Genomic DNA, 21,695 nt, shown 5'->3' with positions numbered 1-21,695 from the left:
ACGGCCCACAACCGTGAGCAAACGTTGTATGTGGTAGGAATCACTACGAAAAAACGAAAAGTTCGTCGGATCCCGCGTTGACCCCAAAATGGTCGAGCAGTCGCCGGGAGGAACCCGGATCGAGACTTGTCGGCAGGACTCACGAGATGATCGACTTGTCTTCGAAGCCCTCTTGGTCGTCGTCGGCTTTCTCTCCGATAAGCCTTACCAGCATCGTCAGCGACGACCACACGTGATGGTCCGGAATGAGCGAAAACTCCTCGTCGTCCTTGAAGTAGAATTGCGCGAGTCCGCTGAGCCAGGCGTGGTCGAGGGGGATCTTGGCGTTCGGATTGTGGAATATCTGCAGTTCATCCGACCACCCCTCCGAGTACTCCGGCGAGGCGACATCGACGTGGAAAGGCTTGCCTCGCACGGCATTCGGATCAGGATCATATTTGAAGCCCATGCGGTAGTACCTATGTGCAGCTGCGCCAAAACCCGCAACGACGCCAATTCGATCGAACTTCGCGATGGTACCGGCGTTCGAAAAGAGAACCGCGGAAACATTCTCCGCCCCAGGCTGATCGAAGAAGCCGGAAGGAATAGTCTTCATGCCGAACGTATGCGTTCCGTTCCTGATAGCCTGCGTCTTCAATTGGCCATCAACCAATTCCCATTCCACTCTATGCCCGTACAGATAGGGCCAAAGAGCGGCGTGGCTGAACGTCATCGAGCCTGGCCGGTCCTGCTCCGCCCGCTTGTGAAAATCCGCAAGGGCAAGCACGAACGGCTTGTCTTTGGTCTCTTCCCGCTCCCAATAGTGGCGGCCTTGAGCATCCGTCTTGTTCAGCTTGCTCATCAAGACGGAGCCAAATTTTATAGGCATGTAACCGGTGAGAAACGCTTCCATCTCCTCAGGCGTCTGCGGGTCGGGATGGACGGCGAGCGGACCGGTCTCGGAGGGAGCCACGGTCGTCGCCTCGACCGTAAACTCGATTCCCGGCGCAAGACACTTGAAGTCAGGGCTCTCCAGTTGAGTGACGTCGAATCCGAGTTCGCGGAAGGCGGCCCAGAGGTATAGCTCCCAAAGCCGCTGATCGAATTGCTTGAACTGGAATTCCTGAACGAAATGCGGGTCGGATGGAGCGAGCCACGGACCGATTTCCTTTGCCACGGCACGCGCCGGTGCGCGGCCGGGACGATCTGCAAGCTCCACGAAGTAAGGATGCCGTTTTGCCGGGTCTGCATCGATGGGGATCCTCAATAAGTCGACCGGCTCATTGGGTTCGTCACCTTGATCGCCCAGTTCGTCGATATCGTCGTCTTTCAGCGTCACGGCGATTGTATCGCGAAGTCCGACGGTAGCGTATTCTTGGCTGCGAAGGCTGTGCTCGAGTTTGACCGAACGGAACCGCCCTACTCTGTCGCGCGCCAGAATCTGCCAGCCGTAGTCGTTATCCTGTGTATCTCGAAATACCAGGCCGACGATCCGCTCATTGGCATCGGACCACCAGGAAAGCTCTTCGCACAATACCCGGGCTATCGACTTGCGCGTTCCCAGAGCATACAGATCGAAGCGAGCCAGCGGGATCGGCTTCGAAAGCAGGTGATCCTGTTCTCGCTGTTTTCTCTTCGCCTTGGCTGAACCCATGATTTACGCCAGTTTAAAGCAATTGCTGCTCCGTGCGGAGATAATCGCGTAAAGCTGCTGCGGCACCAGATTGAATGTTTCCGGGCGCTCCATCACCGTCAGATACAGAGCTCTCATCATACCGCCTCCTAGCGAGTCTACCTATCTCGTCTTTGCGAGAGGCCTGAGATCGCCGCCCGAAACGCAATCAAGGCCGAAATATCCGGCAACGAATACCCTCCGGGCATTCTGACGATCGCGGTTTGCTTGCCTTCATGCCGCGCAATGCTCATCAAACCGGGCTCGTAGCGACCCTTCGCGTCCTTGCGGGTGCCCCACTCGCAAATCGACGAAAGCAGCACCGGCTGGAAGAAATCTTCAAGTTCCCGGAGTTGATCGACTGCTGGTTCGACTTTCGCAAGTAAGGACTGCAAACGCTCGATCACCACCGCGGTATCCTTCTCGATCTCTATCTTCCCGATCGCGAGAAGCGCGTTCTTGGAAACTTCCGCCGCCAAATTTTTGAATCCGAGGTGAGGATCGGTGAAACCGTCGAACAGCGTCGCGGGAAGCGCAATTTCCCCAATCTGACCGCCCGCGTTGTTCGTGTGCCACTTAAGCTGATCTCGCAGCCACGGCATATTGCGGCCGAATTGCTGCTTGAACCTGTCGTATCGCTCGAACACTCCCGACGCCGAGAACACTTCCAACCAATCGAGAAACGGAGACAAGACGCCACGGATGCTCGCCATCCGCCTCAGAATATCCTGCCGAATAACGGCCGCGTCGTAGTCCTTCTTCAAGAATGCGAAGTTCGTGCCATAGATGTGGGCTCCGCAGACATGGCCCACGAGAAAGCGCTGGCCCGTCTTGTTCACGACCACCCCTGCAAGGTGCCGCTGGTGACAATGGGCGCACCGAAGCTTCGTTCTCTCGAGTCCACGGAGGTCGTACGCGAATTCCACGAACGGGACGCCATCGCCCCTCGGTACGAAAGTGACCAAGTCGTCGAGCAACTCGGGATCGTCCGTCGTCAATTCGACCGACAGTAGATGCGAGTCGCTGACCGTATTCCAGTGTCTAGATTTCATGTCGAGGCCGATTCGCTCAAAACACGACAGGGGAACCGCGTATACGCGCGGTCATCGATGCAGGCAACCATCTCATGATACGAATCATTGATGCGAGTGCATCCTTCACTACTTCACCGAATCATTTCTCCTACCGACGATGTCGATCTCAGTTGCCCGCTTTTACTTCCGGCGCTGTGGGAAGACTACCCAGCTTCAACGTCAGTCCGGCATAGACTTCATCGTTCCTCTCGAGAGTCCGAAGCGACGTACCCTTGGTGTACCGAACCGTCAGCGAAAGATCAGCCGTCTCCGTTTCTCGTTCCGGATTCTGCCATTTCAGCAATTTCGCCGAACCGCCGACCTGCGTATAATCGATGTTCTGCGCGCCACGATGGAGGGTGTCGTAGAGGAAATAGTACTTCGCGAAGAGGCTGTAGGGTGCCAAGGGTCCGCTTTGAAAAAAGAGTCTCCCGCTTAGTTCGGTGCCGGCCACAAGTAATCTCGATCTTGCACCAGATTGGCGAAATCTCCACTGACACCCACATGGGAGAAATTAGCGTTGAGCGTGGGGACGAACTGCATCCACATGTCCAGTTGGCGGTTGAGTCGCCTGGTCGTTGCTATTTGTTGAGCAGAACGGGCTGCCACGTCAGTTCGCTGCCGTACACTTGCGCCTTTCCGGAGGAAACGTCGGTGGTGTAGCTCCGAAGCATCGAACCACGGAGTCCGGACCAGGAACTCGCTTCCGAACATTGCGGAGACGGAGCCACCGAAATTGTCGATCCTCTTCTGGGACTTGATGTCCCACTCGAGGCCCGGCACCAAGCTGTAATGGGCCAATCGTATCACGTTGGGATCGATAGTGGTCGGCGCCAACCATTGATCCATCGCGTACAACAGGGCTCCCTTCCCCGCAATGACATGAGTCTTTGCGATTTCGTTTCCCGTGTAAGTCAGGGAGGCGCCGTTGTCGCTGAGCTTGTCTTGCTCTGAAATGAAGGTCTGGTTCGAATAAGCATCGCGGAGCAGCAGGACGCCATGCGGACGCGTGTCGAACGACAGAGGCACCACCGGCGCCAGGCTGACCCTGGGTGCCAACGGACGATCCGCGGGGCCCGCGCTGCTCACGACGGTACGGCTTTCGACCGAAGCTCGCGTGCGGGCAGCGAGATCCAGCCTAAGGCGGGTCCAATCAAATCTCTCCCGATGCCGATCGATATTTGGCAATGATTTCGTCCAGCATCTCGGGTAGCGGCTCGGAAGCCGCCAACGACGGTGAAATGCCTGCAACGAGGATTGCCGTAGACCAGAGCCACTTCATACCATACCCCCCACGGCCTCGGGTGAAGGGATTCGACCAGCGCGACCACCTGTCTGACCGTGTGTGCGGGCTGACTACGTCGGCGGCCTGCTGGCGATACGGCAGCAACGCTTTGCTAAAATTGAATAACCATGCTTGGTTTTATCCTGACGAACACGCCGAATGTTAGCAAGGCGTGCGTGTTGCAAAAGCTCTCAAGCCGGAATTCGCATTGCTCACCATTTGAGTTTGGCAGCACATCGGTCGCGTCGAAAACGGGTCCCCTCTTCCTACGCGTCGCATTCCGCTGAATCAACGCGTAGGCAGCTTCAGGAACAACTCCTCCGAACCGCTCGCGAAATGCGCGGGAACGGATAAAATACCGGATGGACTTGCCGTCCTCTCCTGTACCGATTTCCGGGTAGTGCGGGTGAGCTGTCACCATTCCGAATACCGGCGAATCGGGATCGCGATCTTCGACCATGCGCCAGAATGTGGTCGTCAGAGTGTTGCCAAAGCGCTTTGAAATTGCGTTGATCGCTTTGAATTCTAGCGACCCATCGCGAGCTTCCTGCGAGAAGCGTTGCTGGAGGAACAGCAGCTGCGAGGCAGTATAGTTTGCTTCGGCTTCGACAATCGCGTGGCAGACAGGGTCGAGCGTATACTCGTTGTCGCCGAACAGGAACTCCCGGTGCCATGGAATGACGCTGTGACCGACTTCGTGCCCTTCGATCCAGCGATGTTTCGGTTTGGGGACGGCCTCGTCAATAAGGATCCGTTTCGTGTCGGGCACCCACAGCGCCGAGAGTTTAGCTTTCGTGACCGCTTCGACCAATAGCATCGGCCGCTGCAGGACTTGCTTACCTGCCACCTTCATGCGTGCAGCAACGTCTTGAAGCAGGGTGGTGTTAGCCGTGCTGTAGTAGCCGATGTTGAGATCGAGAAGAGCGCGAACGTGGGCAAGGCTGAGAGGGGGCTCAGGATTGCCCAGGTCCTGGAGGATCCGCGTTACGATCTTACGGATATCGTCCGCTTCGTACTCGCCAATCCCCTCGTTGATCATAGATCAAGTCGCCTTTTCGATAAGATACTTTACGTATTCGTTTAAGGCTTGCTGCTCTTCTCGGCTGAGCTTGGACATATCGTCGGATTTCGCGGCAAAGCGCATGGCCTTTTCTTCGAAATCATGATCCGTGGTTATGGTTGCACCCGACAATTTCATCAAAGGCCGTTCCGGCACTCCGTATACCGCGGAGAGTTGATGAACGACGCGAGGACGCGGTCTGTAATGGGGATCGCGCTCGATCTGACGCAAATCCTCGGCATCGACCCGAGCCCTCTTGGCTAATTCTTCGATTGTCCATTGCTTCTGACGGCGTAGCTGACGTGCGAGTACGCCAAATGCCTCCACGACGCGAACAACCTTATTCTCTTCGACCGGGATCAGTTCGGCAGGAAGAAACATGCCGATCGCTTCCAACAGCTTGATGGACGGGCCCGCATCAGTGTCCACGTCCGGATCCGATTCAACTTTGCGCCGGAGCCAGTCCGGAGAGATTAGCATTTCCATTTGTCGCTCCTTTCTGCTGCTTATTGAATAAACGCGCGGGCTTGCGCCTCGGTCATCTCGAAGTACCTCATTCTCGTGTTATCGACCCCAAGATCAGTCATTCCGCAGACGTCCCTGTACCAAGTGTCCGCTTGTGGAAGTGCGTGCAGTCCTATCCGGCCCGCGAACTCTTCGCTAAAACTTAGGCTTATGGCCGTCGCCAGAAGCAGACGACCGATCCCCTTGAATTGCGGAGTAGGCACGAGCCGAAACCGATTCCATGGAGCGATCGCAAGCAGGTCGATTTCGACGATATATTGATTTCGCTGAGATGCCTCTCGCGCGCGCACGTCCGTCCCCACGCGTGTGAACATGAGTCCCTGGGTAACACCTTCGGCCTCAACCGCGAATGAGGCCCAAGCCAATTCTCCCTTCCGCTCTTCAACCTTCTCTGCCCACTGCCAGCAAGCATCTTGGAGATTGTGCTCGGCCGCAATCTCCGCCGTCACCGCGCCCCGACTGCGAAGCTCGGTCAACCGGGCATCGAAGATTGGTTTCCATTTTTTGATAACGTCATCGACGTGCCGTTGTTCTATCGACTGCCAAAGGATCGCGTCGACTTCTTTGCCGGTACGTCGGTCTTTGAGCGGATAGGCTCCGAGAGCGCCGCTCATCGCTCAGCTCAAGACCATGAGCTCAGCCTTTTCCTTGGTGGTTGGGTGTTCGACGAACACCTTCTCTCCATTGTCCAGGCGGCTCGAAATCGACTGATAGAGACGCAGGGCTTGGCGCACCAAGGCTGTCTTCGACAGTCCTTTTTCGTCAGCCAGCCGCTCGACCACGTCCATTTCGTGGGCGCTGAGATTTAGCGTCATCGTTCGCTTTTCAATCATGGGAATCACCAGTGGGAATAAGGGATTGATACCGTTTCGGAGAGAGGGTGTCAACACTTTTTAGCTATGTTATAGCTATTGACTATGGAAAAAATAGCTATTATATCCATATGCACGGTCACACACATACGAAATGGCCGGCGGGCATTAGGCCCGCGGCGAGTCGAAGGAACACTAAAATGTCGAAGCGTATCCATGTTGTGCCGCACGAATCCGGATGGGCAACGCGCCGCGAAGGTGCCGCGCGCGCGGGATCCACCCATCACACCCAAGCCGAAGCGACGGAGGCGGCGCGCAACACCGCACTGCGCGAGCACGGTGAAGTCGTCATCCACCGCCCTGACGGTCGTATCCGGGACGCTAACTCCTACGGCAACGACCCCTTTCCGCCGAAAGGGTAACGCTACGGGCCGCCGCCTTCAGGCAGCCTGTCCGCGCATCCCGTTGATGACGAGAGGACTATCATCGATGACAAAGTCTCAGCCTTCGCGCCCCGGCAATCAGCCCCGCGACCCGTTCGCCGATCCGCTTGACGCAGTGCTTGCGGAGATTGCCGTCAACATCCAACTTCCACCAGGACTGCATACCAAGGCGATCGACCGCTACGAAGCCGTTCGGCGCTACATCGAGCGGCCGGGAAGCCCGCTCGAAGAACGGGTCGCCTGCTTCTACCCACAGGGTTCGATGGCGATCGATGCCACCACGTCGACGCGCGGCACGGACGACGAATACGATCTCGACTTCGTCGCCGAGATCGATGGGCCCGATTTCGGTCCAGAGGCATTGCTCGATGATCTTGAAGCGGCGCTAGAAGGCTACCCCGTGAGCCGGATCGTGCGCCAGACGAGGTGCATCACGCTCTACTACGCCGACGGCATGCACCTCGACGTCACTCCGTCGCGGCGCCGGGCTCCGAAGGAGAAAGAGGGCGACATCCCACATGCGAAGAAGGGCGCTTCCGGCGACCCGCCTCGCTATGTGCCGATGAACTCGTACGGCTTTGCCAAATGGTATTGCGCCCGGACACCCACCGAGGAGCGGTTCGCGCTCGCCTTGAACCAGCGGCTCTATGAGCAGGCCGGCATCGCCTTCGCAGCCGCAGACGTTGAACAAGTACCGCCGCAAACGCCGCTCATCATCAAGAGTGTCACCACGGTGGCGCTGCAACTCATCAAGCGGCATCGGAACATCGCCTATGCCAACGAAACGCGCCGCATTCCGCCGTCAGTGGTACTGTCCTGCCATGCCGGTCATGCCAGCAATCCGGGCCTGGGTCTGGCCGACATGGTGATCCGGCAAGCGCGTTGGACCGCTCGAGCGATTGACGCTGCGGCAAAGCAAGGACGGTTGTTGTCGGTTCCCAACCCCGAGTTTCCGGCGGAGCGGTTCACCGACCGCTGGCCCGAGTCGCAGGTGCAGCAAACCGCCTATTCCCGGAGACTGCATCAGCTCGCAAACGGCCTTGAGGCGGCCCGCAACGGCAATGTGCAACTCGAAGATCTTCAGGAGTGGCTGCGCGAGCAGTTTGGCGAACGCGTCGTCACGCATTCGATCAAGGCATTCAACCAAAGGATTGGGCGTCAAGTTCAGGGGAGGCAGCACGGCTATACGCGCTCGGGTGGCCTGTTCACGCCGGCCGCGCCGGCGATCATCAGCACGGCAACGGGCTTGGCGCCGGTCACCGCCCGTGCACACACCAACATGGGCGAGCGGCGCTGAAGGTGGTGATGACCATCGACGCCCAGATCGCGGACATGGCCTCCGTGTGGTCAGAGTTCAGGCTAACCGCCCGAGACGGTCCGACCGCATCCTGGCAGGGGCCCGTCCGGCCCCTCCTTCAGACGTTCGCGGTGGACATCACCTATCGCGCGCCTCTCATCATCGAGCAGCTCGATGTACGCATCCTTCAGCCGCGGGTACGGGTCCTGTCGCCGCCGCTGAGGCGGCGGCCGGGCGATCCATTGGGAACCCTTCCCCACGTCTACTACACCTCGGATGGTGACGTGAGGCTGTGCATGCTCGACCCCGATGCCGATGACTGGTCGCCCTTTGACAGTCTGGCGCATACGACCGTGCCCTGGATAATCGAATGGCTCGCGGCTTACGAAGGTTGGCGCGCCACGGGCCGATGGACGGCGAGCGGCCGCCACGTTGAGGCGGGAGGCGCCGGTGTCTAAAAGCAGTATCCCGCAGAAAATCCAATCGGCCCTGTGGGCCCGCACGGCGGGCCGCTGCCAATACCGAGGATGCAACGCCGATCTGGTTGGCGACCTCGTCGCCGGCCGCCAGGATGGGATATTCGGCTTCATCGCGCACATCGTCGCGGACGTCGAGGGCGGCCCACGTGGCGATCCTATCCGATCTCCCCACCTTGCCCGCAACCTCGAGAACCTCATGCTGATGTGCGCGCGACACCATAAGCTCATCGATCTCGATGCCGTTGCCGATCATCCCGAACCCGTTCTTCTGGCCATGAAGGCCGAGCATGAAGCTCGGATCGCGGTCGTCGCCGGCATCGACGCTGACCGCGCATCTCACGTCATCAGGTTCGGCGCCACCATCTGCGACAACGAGGCGCTCGTATCGACGCAGGCGATCTTTTCCGCGATGCCGCCTGAGCGTCATCCTGCCAGCAACCAGACCCTGGACCTCGAGATGGTGGGGTGCGCCTTTCGCGATGACGAGCCGGCTTATTGGAGTACTCAGCGCGAGAATCTGAGACGACAGTTCGAGGCCAAGGTACGAGGCCGCGTTGAGCGCCAGGAGATCAGGCATCTCAGCGTTTTTGCACTCGCGCCACAGCCCCTGCTTATTGAGCTCGGCAGATTGCTCGGCGACATCGTCCCTGCCACCGTTCACCAGCGCCATCGCGAGCCGGCAAGCTGGCGTTGGGCCTCCGATGGGCCGCCCATTGTCTTTCGAATCACAGAGCCCGATGTCAAATTGTCCGGCCCGGTCGCCCTGAAACTTGGGTTCAGCGCGACTGTGACTGATTCGAGGTTGCAGGCTGTGCTGGGAGCCGATGTCGCAATCTGGTCGTTTTGCGCCGATCAGCCGCACAACGACATTCTTCGTCGGGCGGATGACCAAGCAGCATTTCGCCGAGACCTCCGACATCTCTACGACCGCGTCAAAGCTCGCCATGGCGAGGAAACGCTACTGCATGTATTTCCAGCGCTTCCGGCCTCGCTCGCGGTCGAGGTCGGGCGCGTGTGGATGCCTAAGTCGGATCTTGCGCTCCGCCTTTATGATAACAACCGATCCCGAGGCTTCATTCCGACTTTTGACGTTCCCTGAGCACGGCTACCCTGGGGTATGCACCAAATGACCCGAGACGAATTTCGCGATCATAGATCCGGGCTATTCTAACGAAGACCAGAAGCGCGTAAACGGCCAATAGGGGCATTCACCCGGCATTGAGGACTATTGAGCTCGCCGAGAGCTCGGCGTAGAACGCATATATTCTACCTTACATTGAACGACAATACTCTACCCGGTTTTCTAAGGCTTAAGATGCTATCCGACAGTCTCTGCCAGAGGGTCAGAATCGGCCACGGGAGGAATGGCGTTTGATTAACAATCTGCGCGTTGGCAAAACCGCCAACTTTCATAGACTGAAACGTGCACTAAGCAATGCCGCCGTGGATGAGCTTTTCCGTCACATCCGCTCAGCCCAACCATCTGCATCTCAGAATCTTTTTCACCACCGACGTGAGCGAGAAGGCGACACTGTTTGGTCGGCAATCTCGTTTCTCTACGCTCGCTCGCCCGCGTTTCTGTTAGAAGAAGCCGCTGTCCGCGAGCGGATCTGTGGATTTCTGCTTTTGGTCGAACATCGTGACTACATTGCAGTCTTTAGGTCGAAGCTCGACATGCCCGCCGGCTTTGTGACGCGATATCTTGGCCGCGTGCCCACGGAACGCATCGATATTGCGATCGCCAAACAAGAACGCCGTTTTTCAAAAAATTCGCCTGCGTAACATGTCAGTGTCGAAACACGCGATGCGAAACAAGATGTTCGAGGCCAATGACCTGCGGGAGGTCGTTGGTCCCGCGGGGGCAAATCGTTATGTACCGCAAGCTTACGCAGTCCAGTCGGGGGCAGAACATTATTCGACTACTCCCAGCACTGGGAGAATCGCTCAGCGTTCGGACCGCGTCGATCACCTTACCTTGGTCAACTACGCCAAGGGCGTAATCAACGAACTGGTCGATGGGGGGAAGCCGCCCGCGCCCTTCATCCGTACATTCGCTCGTGCCATTGATTTGGCTAGCATCTCTGCACGCCCAACAACTTTCGCCGTAGACGTATCCAGCTTAACTGACGAATTGCATGAAAGCCGCGAGATAAGGCTTGTGCGTAAAAACGGCGATCGAATTATTACGCTGACCAAAGCTGAAAGTGACTTGGTGCTCGCAGAGCTTGATACTGTGCTCAAGATCAGTGGCGACGGGCACATCATGGATATCCATACTGGTGCCGGAGACGTCAGGGTGGGATCCATTGCAATCAACAAATCCCGCGTCGCTTTGCGCGATCTCCAACTTCCGCATACCGTGAATGTGGAGGTAGAAAGCACCAAATACGCACTCGGACAAGACCCAGCTCGGATGTCAATTCGGCGCTATATCGACCGCGAGAACCGATTCATCTTGCTATTTGACGCTCTCTCCCTCGCATATATCGACGGAACTCTGTTTCGTGATGATGGGTTAGCCGATGGCGGAAAGTCCTTCCTGCGCTATTTGCGCCCGCATCCCCTGCTTGCGGAAGTAACTGATGAAAAGGGAACCTTCAAGAGTAGGCAACGTACATTCGATGCGGACTCGACATTCGGTACCATTGAAGCGGCGATAGCCGAGGGCGATGAGGTGCTCGTGTGCGACGATCTGGGCGACGAGTGGGCAGACTTTATCGGCCTCAATAATACAAGTAGCCCGCCGCGCATCACATTCTACCATGCGAAGCATGGCAACTTGTCGCTAGGCGCTGGCCCATTCCACATTTCGGTGAGCCAGGCGATAAAGAACTTGCAACGGATGAGCTTGCCTGCAGAAGCGATGGCGGCAAAAATTCGAGGCTGGAAGAAAAATTATGTCAATGGTGGTGTGAAGACATCGATCCCGCGCGTCTCGCGCGGAAATTCCGGCGAGCTCGCAAGGGAATTCGAACGCGCGCGGAGTGCCCCGGATGTGGTTCGTCGAGTCTTTATCGTCACGTCCTCATTGAGCCGCGGGGCCGTCGAACGCGCACTAGCCGACATCGCTGCCGGCCGCGCACCCGACCCCTACTTTGTGCAGCTGTATTGGTTGCTACTGTCATTCTTCTCTGCTTGCACGGAAATGAACGCGCTCGGTTATATTGTTTGCCAAGAATAGTGCGGCGGCGACCAAGGAGATCCGGAAATGCGACCCGGCGCAAAACGCATCGCGTTATTTCTCGACGGCACGTGGAACACCGTGCGGGACAACACAAACGTTTGGCGCTTGCGAGCCCTCTGCGCGGAGCAATCCGCCGATGGTGCACGGCAGGTTGTCTATTACGACACAGGCGTTGGATCTCGCAAAGGCGAGAAACTTCGAGGTGGCATGTTTGGCTACGGGCTCGATTCAAATGTCATTTCTGCATATCGCTGGCTCATTGAGAACTATGAGCCTGGCGACGATGTTTTTGTATTTGGATTCAGTCGGGGAGCGTTCACAGCCCGAAGCTTGACCGGCTTGATTGCAAAGTGTGGCTTACTCCAACCAGGCGCTCCCCTTTCAGTCGAGCAGGTCTTCAAACGGTATATCGACAGCAAAGCAATACGCCCGATTTATCAATTGCAATTCGAGCAACGCGAGCTGAGCCGTCGCCTCAAGCGAGGCGGAAGTGCAACAGACGAGCCGCCCATATTCCCGCCATCGCGGGAAGAACAGTGGTTGCTTATCTACTCACAAAGAATCAACATAGAATTCACGGGTGTATTCGATACCGTAGGCTCGTTGGGTGTTCCATTTGGCAATTTTTGGTTTTCCAGCAAGCGTTCTCAATTTCATCATACCAGATTGAGCAATCTTTATCGTCGGACCTATCAGGCATTAGCGATTGACGAACATAGACGCCACTTTTCGCCGGCGATCTGGACGAAATTCACTCCACTACAAACTGGAGCTCAAATTCGAACACCCAGATTTGAACCGCTCGTGGAGCAACGTTGGTTTGCGGGCGCACACGCGAACATCGGCGGTGGCTATATTGACGATCGTCTCGCGCAAATACCACTCGCCTGGCTGGTAGAAAAGGCGACCCTTACAGGCCTCAGTTTCAAATATCCCGTCCGAATCGATCCGGGTTCGTTCGGAGACCCCGTCGCGGACTCATACTCCCAATTTGCTGGCGGGTTGTATAAGCTCGCGACGTTCGGACATCGACATCTTCGTTCGATCGGTTCCGGCAGCTTCGACGTTGCGTCGCCACCTGGATACGTCAAATCGGTCAATGAGACTATCGACGCTTCGGTGTTTCACAGATGGCGTAGCGATGCGGCTTATCGTCCGCAGAATCTAGCTGCCTGGGCGACTCTCATGCAGGTTGATCCGGCCTGTCTCGTGGGAGCCGTCTCAGCTGACTCTGCTGAGGCGATAACTTAACTAGCGTGATTGCCGCGGCCTTCGGTACCAGCTGGCTCCGTCCGCGCGATCAGGACTTGAGGCGAGCTGCACAGGTTCAGATTCTGCAATACTCGCCGAATTTTCCGCCGTTGGGGCTAGCCCAACTTGTCCTAGGGATCGAAGCCGCCCAGCTAGTTCTCGCTGTTTAGAGCTGTTGGGCGGGGGCTGAGGCAAGGCATGGGCGCCTAGGCTGGATGACTTAGCGATGATTGTGACAATCAAGCCGCAGCGCTATATACGAGATACACGCATTGCGCGAGGGCGATTGGAGGGAGAGATGGTATGGACCCCGGCTGGGAAACTCATCCTGAACGTCAATGTGATCCGTGTAAACCAAAAGATCGCAAGGGAAATAAGCGGCGTCGCGCTACCCGAGAAAGTCGAGTTCGGATGGGAGCAATTCGTGCTGTCCGTAACTCGAACACGGGGCATGCAGGCGCAGGTCGAAGGCATATCTCTAGAAAAGCGAGAACGCCTTACACGCTACGGCGCCCGCATCGCAGACGCGATAGACGTGTATGTCGATGAGACAACACAAGAATTCTCGTTCAGCGATGGACTCTACATGCTTCCAGATGACGAACGGCCGTCGCTTGCAGGCAATGTGGGCGCGGCTGTCGCTGATTTGGTCATGGAAAGGCTCGGCTTTCATTGGCGTGCGAACGCGGCTGAATTGAAACTGCGAGCTGCCGGCGACGCCAGCCCGGACAGGAAAAAGAAGAAGACACCGGATTATGTTTACGATCCGGGAGGTCGGCATGGTTTCGAACCCGGGAGCGTCGTGATCGTCGAGGCAAAAGGAAGCCTCTCAGCAAGGGAAGCGCTAGAAGGGCCGGTCAATCGCCGCGCGCGCTCGGCTTACAAGGAGCAAGTTGCAGATTTCGTCGGGACTGAAACGCAAGGGCTATCCGTTGTAACTGGATTTGCAATCGCCTTTGGGGCGGTGCCCGGGACACAAACTTCGCGAATTGCACTTGCCAGCCCCCAGACTGTACCAGTGGGACGTCAGCCCGTCTCCGTTTCTGCGGCGGCTGTCGGTGGCGCTAGGTTTCTGCGACTGGCTCAAGCTCAACAAAAGCAACAGCCAGGGGTGGAGAACGTTTATACGCAACAGGTTCATACACGGCAGTATATACCCGAGCAGCAAGTACGAAGGAGCGGCGGCGGTGGCGATGGCGGCGAAGGGCGCCGCGAAGGTGAACGAGCACAACCAAGCGGCCGAATCGCGTTCGCAAATTATGAGAATGTCTTCTTACTCTGCGGTGCAATCAACGCTGCCGCTTTCTTAAGACGCATTCTTTCTGGCGTCTCCGAAGACGCCGTCCATAAGGACACGCTGTTTCAGGATTTTTGGGTTCTGGACTCGCTCGACCCGATTCTCACGGGAGATCTTCGCGAGTGGCCATATCAATTCGGAATTTATGAGCCATCTGCTGAGTCGATACTTAAATCTGCTGCAGACAACCGCAGCGCGCCGCCGCGCACGGTCGAACTTGCAATTGCGCCGATAACTGATCCCTCTGACTTGCCAGGGCGAGAGTTTGTCATGCAGGGCGACGGGCTCGCCTATATCCATAGCAGACCGTGGTCAGCCAAACGTAGAAGATGGGATTTGAACAGAGGCGATTGGATTTAGCGCCTTGCGCTTCTACGAATCGTTATTTCGGGATGATGCAGCATTTTAAATATTCATCTAAGGTATGTGAATGACCTGCCCCCCGCTAACGCCGCCAGTAGATAGTTCGCTCCCTCCTCCCTTTCACGAGATGAGCGAGCATCCCAAACGGTTCGAGCGGATGACAGAAAATCTGATCCGACTCGAGACTTCCGTTAGTGGGGCGGATCTTTTCGGCATTGGAGGCCAGCGGCAGTATGGGATCGACATAATCGCGAAGCGCAAAGATGGAACCGGAATAGAAGTAGGCTCCTGCAAGTGCTACCAAACTGTTCGCGCGCATGATCTGGGAGATTGGTCAGAGGAGTTCTTAAGCAACTGGCATACCTATTGGTGGGATAAAGCGGTACGCCGGTTTATTCTTGTTACAGCATCGCGCAATATCACGAGCCACGCCCTCAGAAATCAAATCGATCTCGAGAAAGAACGTTTTCACGCACTCGGAATAGACTATGAAGTTTGGGGTCCAGAGCAAATAGTTTCGAAACTACAAAACCATCGCGCGATCACTACGAGGTTTTTGGGTCCGGTTTGGGCGGACATCCTCTGTGGTCGGATCGCTACCGACCTCGAGCATCTCTCGGTCGGACGCGACCTTAGCGTAAGAATTAGCTACACGACGGCAGCGTCGAAATTTAGAGGTAAGGTCAAGCGATTTCTTCAAGAATATCTCGAATCGGAGAATGGACCTGTACCGTTCGGAGGCCGAGAAGGGGAGCTTGCGCAGTTAAGTGATTGGTTGGCCGACTCCGAGCGACCAGCAAGATTGCTCATTACGGCGCCGGCTGGTCGCGGCAAAACTGCGTTGCTTGTCCACTGGATTTCCACCCTCCAGGAAAATCGGACGCTGGAACAACAAAGCGCTACGGCCTCATTGGAGGTTGTATTTGTTCCAATCAGCATCCGAGCGGGCACCAACCATCCTGCTATTTTTTATGAAGCTCTCGCTTCCAGACTTGCAGAGATTCTAGGCCAGACGCTCCACACAACCGGAAGCGCTACTTCGGCTCATTTTTCTGATCAGGCTGCCGAGCTTATTGACCTTATAGGCTCGGTAGAGAAGCGTATTCTGATTGTTATCGATGGCATCGATGAGGCACTTGGCTGCCAATTCGACGCGAGCATTTTCCCACCTCGTCTTACGCCTAACTTAAAGGTCCTGCTATCGGCGAGGCTGCTTGAAGGAGACGATGGGCCGCGTGGTTGGCTGCAACGATTGAATTGGGACCGGACCGCTCGTGTCGAGACGATGGGGATTGAGCCAATAATGGCCGATGGGATTGCTGATATTCTCGAAAGAATGGGAAGCCCCCTAGATAGCTTGAGCAATAAGCCATCAGTTGTCGCCAAGCTCCAATACCTCACGGAAGGTGAACCGCTCCTTCTTAGGTATTACGCCGAATCCCTCTGGACCAATAACGCATCAAACGTATCGTTTGGGCCGGATCAGTTGGAAACGATCAAACCTGGCTTTGGAGGATTCTTTGATCGTTGGATGGACCTCGAACGCCGAACTTGGCGAGAACAGGGTTTGAATGTTGATCAAAAATCGATTGACGCAATCTTGGCCGTACTCGCGTGCGCGCTTGGTCCCCTTGAGCGACAGCACTTGGCCGAACTCTGCGAAGACATTCACGGCATAAAGCTTGGTCCTTCAACCCGCGGATCCCTTGAACCATTGCGGCGCTTTGTCATTGGCCGAGGCGACATAGAAAGTGGGTACGTACTAAGTCATCCTAAAATCGCGAGCTATTTACGGACCGACTATCTTGATAAGTCAACCGTTGACGCAACCGTAAGAGGTTTTGTCGCTTGGGGACATAAGGAGGCCTGCCGGGTAAATGAGCAAACTACGCAACCTCATAGCGTACCGCCCTACTTACTTCAGTTCTATGGCCAACATCTCGACGATGCTCACGCGCCGCTGGACGTCTATATGCAGATGGTTGAGAGCGGCTGGCTCATGGCTTGGAAACACTTCGAAGGTGGTCTTGGCGGATTTTCGGCCGACGTGGCTCGCGCTTGGAATGTTGCGAAATTAGCTGATGGCATCAATGGCTCGCCTGTTAGTCTTGCGCACCAGATTAGATGCGCTCTCTGCTTAGTTTCAATTCGAAACGCCGCCACCAATATACCAGCCTCACTGTGCTGCGCGGCAGTCGAGTGCGGCCTTATGAGTCCGCGGGAAGCCTTCAACTTTACATCGTCTATGGCGGACGAATATTACGTCTCGGCTCTCCCGCGACTTGCTCCTCATTTATCCGAACCGTTGATCGAAGAGGCACTTTCTCGCGCATTCGACATGGACGACGAGGAGCTCCACGCTCAGGCGATGGTTGCACTCGCGCCTCGATTGTCGCTATCTCTTATTATCGACTCCTTTCTCGCAGCCCGCGCACTCAAGGGTGAGCATCGCCGCGCACGAATATATGTGGCACTCGCGTCACGCTTCCCACAACACTTGATACCGGCGATGCTTGATGCAATTGAACTCCTCGTTGACGAAGACTGGCGAGCAACAGCGCTAGTCTCACTAGCCCCGCGCATACCGAAGACATCAATTGATAAAGCGCTCGAGATATTTGGCACCCTAAACAAAGAGCACCTCCGCGCGAGATGCATTGTCGCCATCATGCCTCACCTTCCTGAAACTTTACGGCCCACCCTAGTCGCGGCCGCATCTAAGATCAGCGCGGAGCCGGTTTTTGCGGAGACGATGGCGAGAATATCTCAGTACATTCCTGTCACGATGATTGGCGGAGTGCTTCTCCATGCAAGACAGGTTAGCGAAGCAGTTCTAAGAACAAGATTGCTGGCAGCCCTAATTCCGCATTTGTCAGTCGAAGTTCACGATCTTATCGCAGCTGAAGGACTGGCATCTGCACGCTCCATTGAACACGGGCAACTACGTGCAAGAGGGCTAGCCGAATTGGCACGGGGCCTAAGCGTAAACCTAAGAACTTCAGTTTTGGTAGAAGCATTGCAAACCGCTCGGGAGGTCGATCAAAGTGAGAGAGTTCGAGCTCTTTGCGATGTCGCAGCTGCTTCTCTTCCAGAACTCCGCGACGCCATTCTGGACGACGCTCTAGATACGGCAGCAACACTTCGAGATGAAGATGCGTGCACACTCGCAATTTCGACGTTGGCGCCCACTCTTGGTACTCTCAATCATTTCAGAAAATCCATTAAGATTGTAGCAGCGATGCAGTGGACGCTCGCCAAGAGCGAGGCGCTGGTGGCGCTCGGCCCGCACCTACCCGTTGAATTGATCGCAGAGGCAAGAGCAATAGCGACGACAATCAGGCAGGGCGCGTCTCGCGAGAGAGCGATGCGGTCGATCAAGCTCGACCGAATTCACAATGAAAGTAACATTGCGGCAGCGTTACTCGCTGCAAGAACGATCGGCGATTCAGACGAGCGACTTATAGCGCTAGTTGCTTTGGGACGCTATTTGCCGGGAAAGCAAGAGGAATGCTTTCAACTCACAAAGTTGGCAAGCAGGAAGGTTCTGCCCGATATCTTAAAGTTGACTGTGCCGTTTGCTTTGAGAAAAGTATTGGAGTTTGTCCTTGAAAACGCATCGCTTGCCGACAGGGATCGTGCGAACCTCGCATTCGTGATGATTGATGAGTTGTCTCCGTCGCAGATGCACGAATTGCTACCATTAGTGTCCTCAATCGATGACACCGCATTGCGCGCGAAGGTTCTTGATTATCTGCCGGAACCCCTGCGAACAACTGAACGCGGAAAATTGTATCATGCGTCAAAAGGTAGGTTCGGTGCGACACCCAATGCTGCTCAGTTCGAGTCTACTAGACGCAGATCGCTTGCTACATCGAAACAAACAGTCAGGGAGACCGACGAACAAGAAAGCCACTCATTGCCGGCATTTAGGAGGTTTTTGGACGAGTCTGATGGACGTCTTCGTCGCGAAGTCTTGAAGGAGTTTCCGGCGCAATACTCGCTTTTGGCAACGATGTCGGAAGGCGCAACTTTGCTTGCCGTTTGGCGCGCAATTAAGGACACAGGAGAATGGTTCCCATAGCCGCATCATCGAAGACAACGTCTGCGACGGCACAGCGCAATCTTCTGGGCATGATCTCACTAACGAGCTGCGATTCATCCGCGGTGTTTCGAACTTCAACGGGTTGAGCGAAGACAGGGTAGGTTTGTTTTGCAGGTCGAGAGTGATGAAGACTCGAACTCGAGAAAAGGCATTCACCGATCTTTTCGAACATATTTGCCGGTTGATCGACGATAGCGAGGAACATTCGACATTCGCCCGCCGTATTGTCAGGAACTATCGTTCGCGTCCGTGGGTCGAACGACACCTGTTACTCCGTCCATGTGACATTGTCGAAGCTCGGCTGTTCTGAAGCGACAGTCCTTCGGCGGGTCATTACCATCGCAAGGTCCAGAATAGTGACGACTGATCTACCTAGCTGTCGGCGAAGAATCTTGCGATTCGTCCTATTTGTACGCCACAGCCACCCAGCACCCATACCTACGTTCTAGATTTCTTTCTTACTGGAGCCGTTTACGATCTTATTGCCTCAAAACCGATCATGGTTCGGGGTAGACGCATGAACGGCAAGGACGAAAAGACTCGGATCGAGGCAATAGGTTCGCCAGCAAGTCGGAATATGCCACGTGGCACGAAGCGCCATCGCAAGAACCGTGGTATGCCGGCGCCCGCGACGTTCGATGTCGATACGCTGCCGGGCAGCTCTAATTTGACGGCATTAGAGGCGGCCGCTGTCATCCGGCGCACGCCCGGAGCGCTGGAGCAGTGGCGGCGAGATCCGAACCACCCGCTGAAATGGCGCTACGTCGATGGCCGCCCGCTTTATCGTGTCGATGCGGTGCGCGACTATCTGGCCAGATGCGATAAGACTAAGCCGCCCCAGCCGCGTAATGCTCGCGGAGACGGCCGAGCAGCTCGGCCTTGATGGAGTCGAGCGGATTCGTCCGCTGCAGCCGCACCACCTTGCCGACCCGTTCCGCCCCGACCAACTGGGCGATGTAGTCATGAGTCGCTTCGAACGCCATCTTACGGATGATCCACTGTTCGTCGTGATTGTAGATCTGATCGATTCCACGCGGCTTTTGCCCCACACACAGCCGCTGGATTTCGTTGTCATAGCCGCAGCGCGACATGATCGTTCTCAAGCTGCGCCTTAAGTCATGCATGGTGAACTTGGCGACACTCGCTTCCTTGATCAGACGGCTGACCATCTTGGTGAAGCCCGACATCTGGCCGCCTGTCTTCGGTGACGGAAAGACGTAGTCGGACGTCGCGCGCTGGAAATGCTTCACGGCCGCGAGCACCTCGTCAACGAGATGGGTCCGCGGCACGTCGTGGTGCAGGCCCATCTTGGTCCATGCCGCATCGAAGGTGATGCGGTCCTCCATGATGTGCTTTCGCCACTCGATCATGGTTGGCTCGCTGCGGCGTGGGCCACCGAGTAGGCACATGCGTGCTAGTTGCCCAAAAGCCCCGAGCTTGCCGGATGCGTGCCAGACCTTGACGATCTCCTCATCGGTCAGCGCGCGGCCTTTCGTTCGGCGCCCAACTCTCTGCGCACGGGTTTCCTTGGGCGCGCGATAGCCGGCGAGCACGTTGTGCTCGACATAACCCTCGCCGACACACCATTCGAAAAGGGTGTGCGTGTGCTTCCGCAAATCCTTGGCTGCGCCGCGCTTGCCGGTCTTGGTGATCCTGTCCACCGCCGCCATGATTTGTCGTCGCGTCAGCTCGCCGATGGCAAGATCGAAATGATCCTTCAGACCGCGTCGCAGCGCCGACATTGCCGGTTTCCAATTGACTACCTCGCGTCCGGTCAGGGACGTTTCGTAGGGGCCGCCCTCAATGATCAGGGTCGCCAGCGTGGTGCACTGCCTCTCTGCCAGCTGCTGCCGCTTTGCCTCGCGTTTGGCGTCGTTCGGATCGACCCCAATGACCACCTCGCCGGCGGCGACGGTGGCGGCCTTGCGCGCGGCCTTCTCATTGAACTTGGGCCATGCGCCCAGCGTCTTGCGTTGGGTGCCTCTCGTCCCAGGCTTGGTGAACAGGAAGACCCAGGTCCGCCCACCAGTCGCGCGCATCCTGATGGCAAGCCCCGGCTGCTCTGTGTCGTGCAGATAGTACTGCGACTTGCCTGGCGGCAGCGTGGCTGCACGTATCGCTGTGTCAGTGAGCCTCAGGTAGTTCGTCGTCACTTCGGCTCTGAGACCCTTCTCGCTGTTTTCCATCCTTTGTGCCCTTACTCCTTGTGCCCTGGGACACGTCGAGGGAGACCCAAGAAACGGATCACAAACCGTTCCCTCCACGTTCCCAGCTCTGTTGTGCCCCACGGGAAAATTCATGAAGGGCACGGCAGGGGCATACAAAATGTAGCAAGGCCAGCTATGGCCTCCGATGGGCCAACATGGCCACAAAACCCTGCGCTGCAAGGACTTTTACAACAAAACTGTGGCTTGATTAGGTTAGCTATGGTCTACGGATTGTGGTTCACACGGGAGAGGTCCAAGGTTCGATCCCTTGTGCGTCCACCATCGTCCTGACGGGACGAGTTCAGGTTTGAATTTGAGACAGCCAGGCATCCCCTCGCCGATCCGTCATTGCGAGCGAAGCGAAGCAATCCATTCTTTCTTCGCGCGGCTGGATGGATTGCTTCGCTTCGCTCGCAATGACGCCCACACACACCTTCACGTTCCCGCGGCGCGAAGCGCCCGAGTTGTAAGGATCGTTTCGCCCTCGAAAATGAGAGGGCGCAGGGAATGCCGGATGCGCGCTGCACCCGCGGTCTCGTGTGCGATTGTGCAATAGAAAGCTGCACACGAGCATACAGGGCAGCGGAGAGCATCCGACATTCCCTGCGCAATGGCTTTACGGCTTATAACGCGATCTCCCCGGTCGGGCCGTGCTCGTTGTCACCG

At 56.5% G+C, this 21,695-nt stretch carries 18 protein-coding genes; 9 read left to right on the top strand and 9 right to left on the bottom strand.

The genetic code is table 11. The features are described 5' to 3' along the window. Positions 1–139 precede the first annotated feature (139 nt). The 8 genes from JQ567_RS22865 to JQ567_RS22830 form a co-directional block, all read right to left on the bottom strand. On the bottom strand, positions 140–1,633 hold the full coding sequence (locus JQ567_RS22865; RefSeq protein ID WP_212440882.1) for a hypothetical protein: 1,494 nt from the start codon (positions 1,631–1,633) through the stop codon (positions 140–142). Between the two features lie 137 nt (positions 1,634–1,770). Further along, positions 1,771–2,490, bottom strand: coding sequence for a hypothetical protein (locus tag JQ567_RS22860; protein ID WP_212440881.1), 720 nt, complete (start codon positions 2,488–2,490; stop codon positions 1,771–1,773). A 361-nt stretch (positions 2,491–2,851) separates the two neighbouring features. Continuing rightward, a complete protein-coding gene (locus tag JQ567_RS22855) occupies positions 2,852–3,178 on the bottom strand; it encodes a hypothetical protein (RefSeq protein ID WP_212440880.1) in 327 nt (108 codons plus the stop codon). Beyond that, positions 3,160–3,783 carry a hypothetical protein gene (locus JQ567_RS22850; RefSeq protein ID WP_212440879.1) on the bottom strand — a complete coding sequence of 208 codons (624 nt, stop codon included), beginning with the start codon at positions 3,781–3,783 and terminating at the stop codon, positions 3,160–3,162. Before JQ567_RS22850 ends, JQ567_RS22855 begins: the two co-directional genes overlap by 19 nt. Before the next feature lie 338 nt (positions 3,784–4,121). After that, on the bottom strand, positions 4,122–5,048 hold the full coding sequence (locus JQ567_RS22845; protein WP_212440878.1) for an ImmA/IrrE family metallo-endopeptidase: 927 nt from the start codon (positions 5,046–5,048) through the stop codon (positions 4,122–4,124). Between the two features lie 3 nt (positions 5,049–5,051). Beyond that, complete coding sequence (locus tag JQ567_RS22840; RefSeq protein ID WP_212440877.1) at positions 5,052–5,555, bottom strand: helix-turn-helix transcriptional regulator; 504 nt, start codon at positions 5,553–5,555, stop codon at positions 5,052–5,054. A gap of 20 nt (positions 5,556–5,575) precedes the next feature. Then, positions 5,576–6,208, bottom strand: a complete 633-nt coding sequence (locus tag JQ567_RS22835; RefSeq protein WP_212440876.1) for a GNAT family N-acetyltransferase — start codon at positions 6,206–6,208, stop codon at positions 5,576–5,578. A 3-nt stretch (positions 6,209–6,211) separates the two neighbouring features. Continuing rightward, positions 6,212–6,427, bottom strand: coding sequence for a ribbon-helix-helix protein, CopG family (locus JQ567_RS22830; RefSeq protein WP_212440875.1), 216 nt, complete (start codon positions 6,425–6,427; stop codon positions 6,212–6,214). A 179-nt stretch (positions 6,428–6,606) separates the two neighbouring features. Between JQ567_RS22830 and JQ567_RS22825 the strand changes: the two genes are divergently transcribed. From JQ567_RS22825 to JQ567_RS22785, 9 genes are all read left to right on the top strand, one after another. Then, the gene (locus tag JQ567_RS22825; protein WP_212440874.1) at positions 6,607–6,828 is read left to right on the top strand and encodes a DUF2188 domain-containing protein; all 222 of its coding nucleotides are present in this window, start codon (positions 6,607–6,609) and stop codon (positions 6,826–6,828) included. Between the two features lie 136 nt (positions 6,829–6,964). Next, on the top strand, positions 6,965–8,146 hold the full coding sequence (locus JQ567_RS22820) for a nucleotidyltransferase (protein ID WP_312017448.1): 1,182 nt from the start codon (positions 6,965–6,967) through the stop codon (positions 8,144–8,146). An 8-nt stretch (positions 8,147–8,154) separates the two neighbouring features. After that, positions 8,155–8,604, top strand: coding sequence for a hypothetical protein (locus tag JQ567_RS22815; protein ID WP_249165635.1), 450 nt, complete (start codon positions 8,155–8,157; stop codon positions 8,602–8,604). Continuing rightward, positions 8,597–9,724, top strand: coding sequence for an SAVED domain-containing protein (locus tag JQ567_RS22810; RefSeq protein ID WP_212440872.1), 1,128 nt, complete (start codon positions 8,597–8,599; stop codon positions 9,722–9,724). The genes JQ567_RS22815 and JQ567_RS22810 overlap by 8 nt, the downstream gene beginning before the upstream one ends. A 272-nt stretch (positions 9,725–9,996) precedes the next feature. Beyond that, a complete protein-coding gene (locus JQ567_RS22805) occupies positions 9,997–10,407 on the top strand; it encodes a hypothetical protein (protein ID WP_212440871.1) in 411 nt (136 codons plus the stop codon). Between the two features lie 22 nt (positions 10,408–10,429). Then, the gene (locus tag JQ567_RS22800) at positions 10,430–11,806 is read left to right on the top strand and encodes a hypothetical protein (RefSeq protein WP_249165634.1); all 1,377 of its coding nucleotides are present in this window, start codon (positions 10,430–10,432) and stop codon (positions 11,804–11,806) included. 27 nt (positions 11,807–11,833) lie between these two features. Further along, on the top strand, positions 11,834–13,060 hold the full coding sequence (locus tag JQ567_RS22795) for a DUF2235 domain-containing protein (RefSeq protein WP_212440870.1): 1,227 nt from the start codon (positions 11,834–11,836) through the stop codon (positions 13,058–13,060). A 298-nt stretch (positions 13,061–13,358) separates the two neighbouring features. Continuing rightward, positions 13,359–14,717: a hypothetical protein gene (locus JQ567_RS22790; protein ID WP_212440869.1), complete on the top strand. Its 1,359-nt coding sequence runs from the start codon at positions 13,359–13,361 to the stop codon at positions 14,715–14,717. A 160-nt stretch (positions 14,718–14,877) separates the two neighbouring features. Beyond that, a complete protein-coding gene (locus JQ567_RS22785; protein ID WP_212440868.1) occupies positions 14,878–18,801 on the top strand; it encodes an NACHT domain-containing protein in 3,924 nt (1,307 codons plus the stop codon). An 848-nt stretch (positions 18,802–19,649) separates the two neighbouring features. Here JQ567_RS22785 and JQ567_RS22780 read toward each other — a convergent pair. Then, entirely contained in the window at positions 19,650–21,008 is a 1,359-nt protein-coding gene (locus JQ567_RS22780; RefSeq protein ID WP_212440867.1) for an integrase arm-type DNA-binding domain-containing protein, read from the bottom strand. Between the last annotated feature and the right edge of the window lie 687 nt (positions 21,009–21,695).

It is taken from the genome of Bradyrhizobium sp. AUGA SZCCT0431, assembly GCF_018131065.1.
Classification (GTDB): domain Bacteria; phylum Pseudomonadota; class Alphaproteobacteria; order Rhizobiales; family Xanthobacteraceae; genus Bradyrhizobium.
This window is presented reverse-complemented; position numbering and strand designations above follow the sequence as displayed.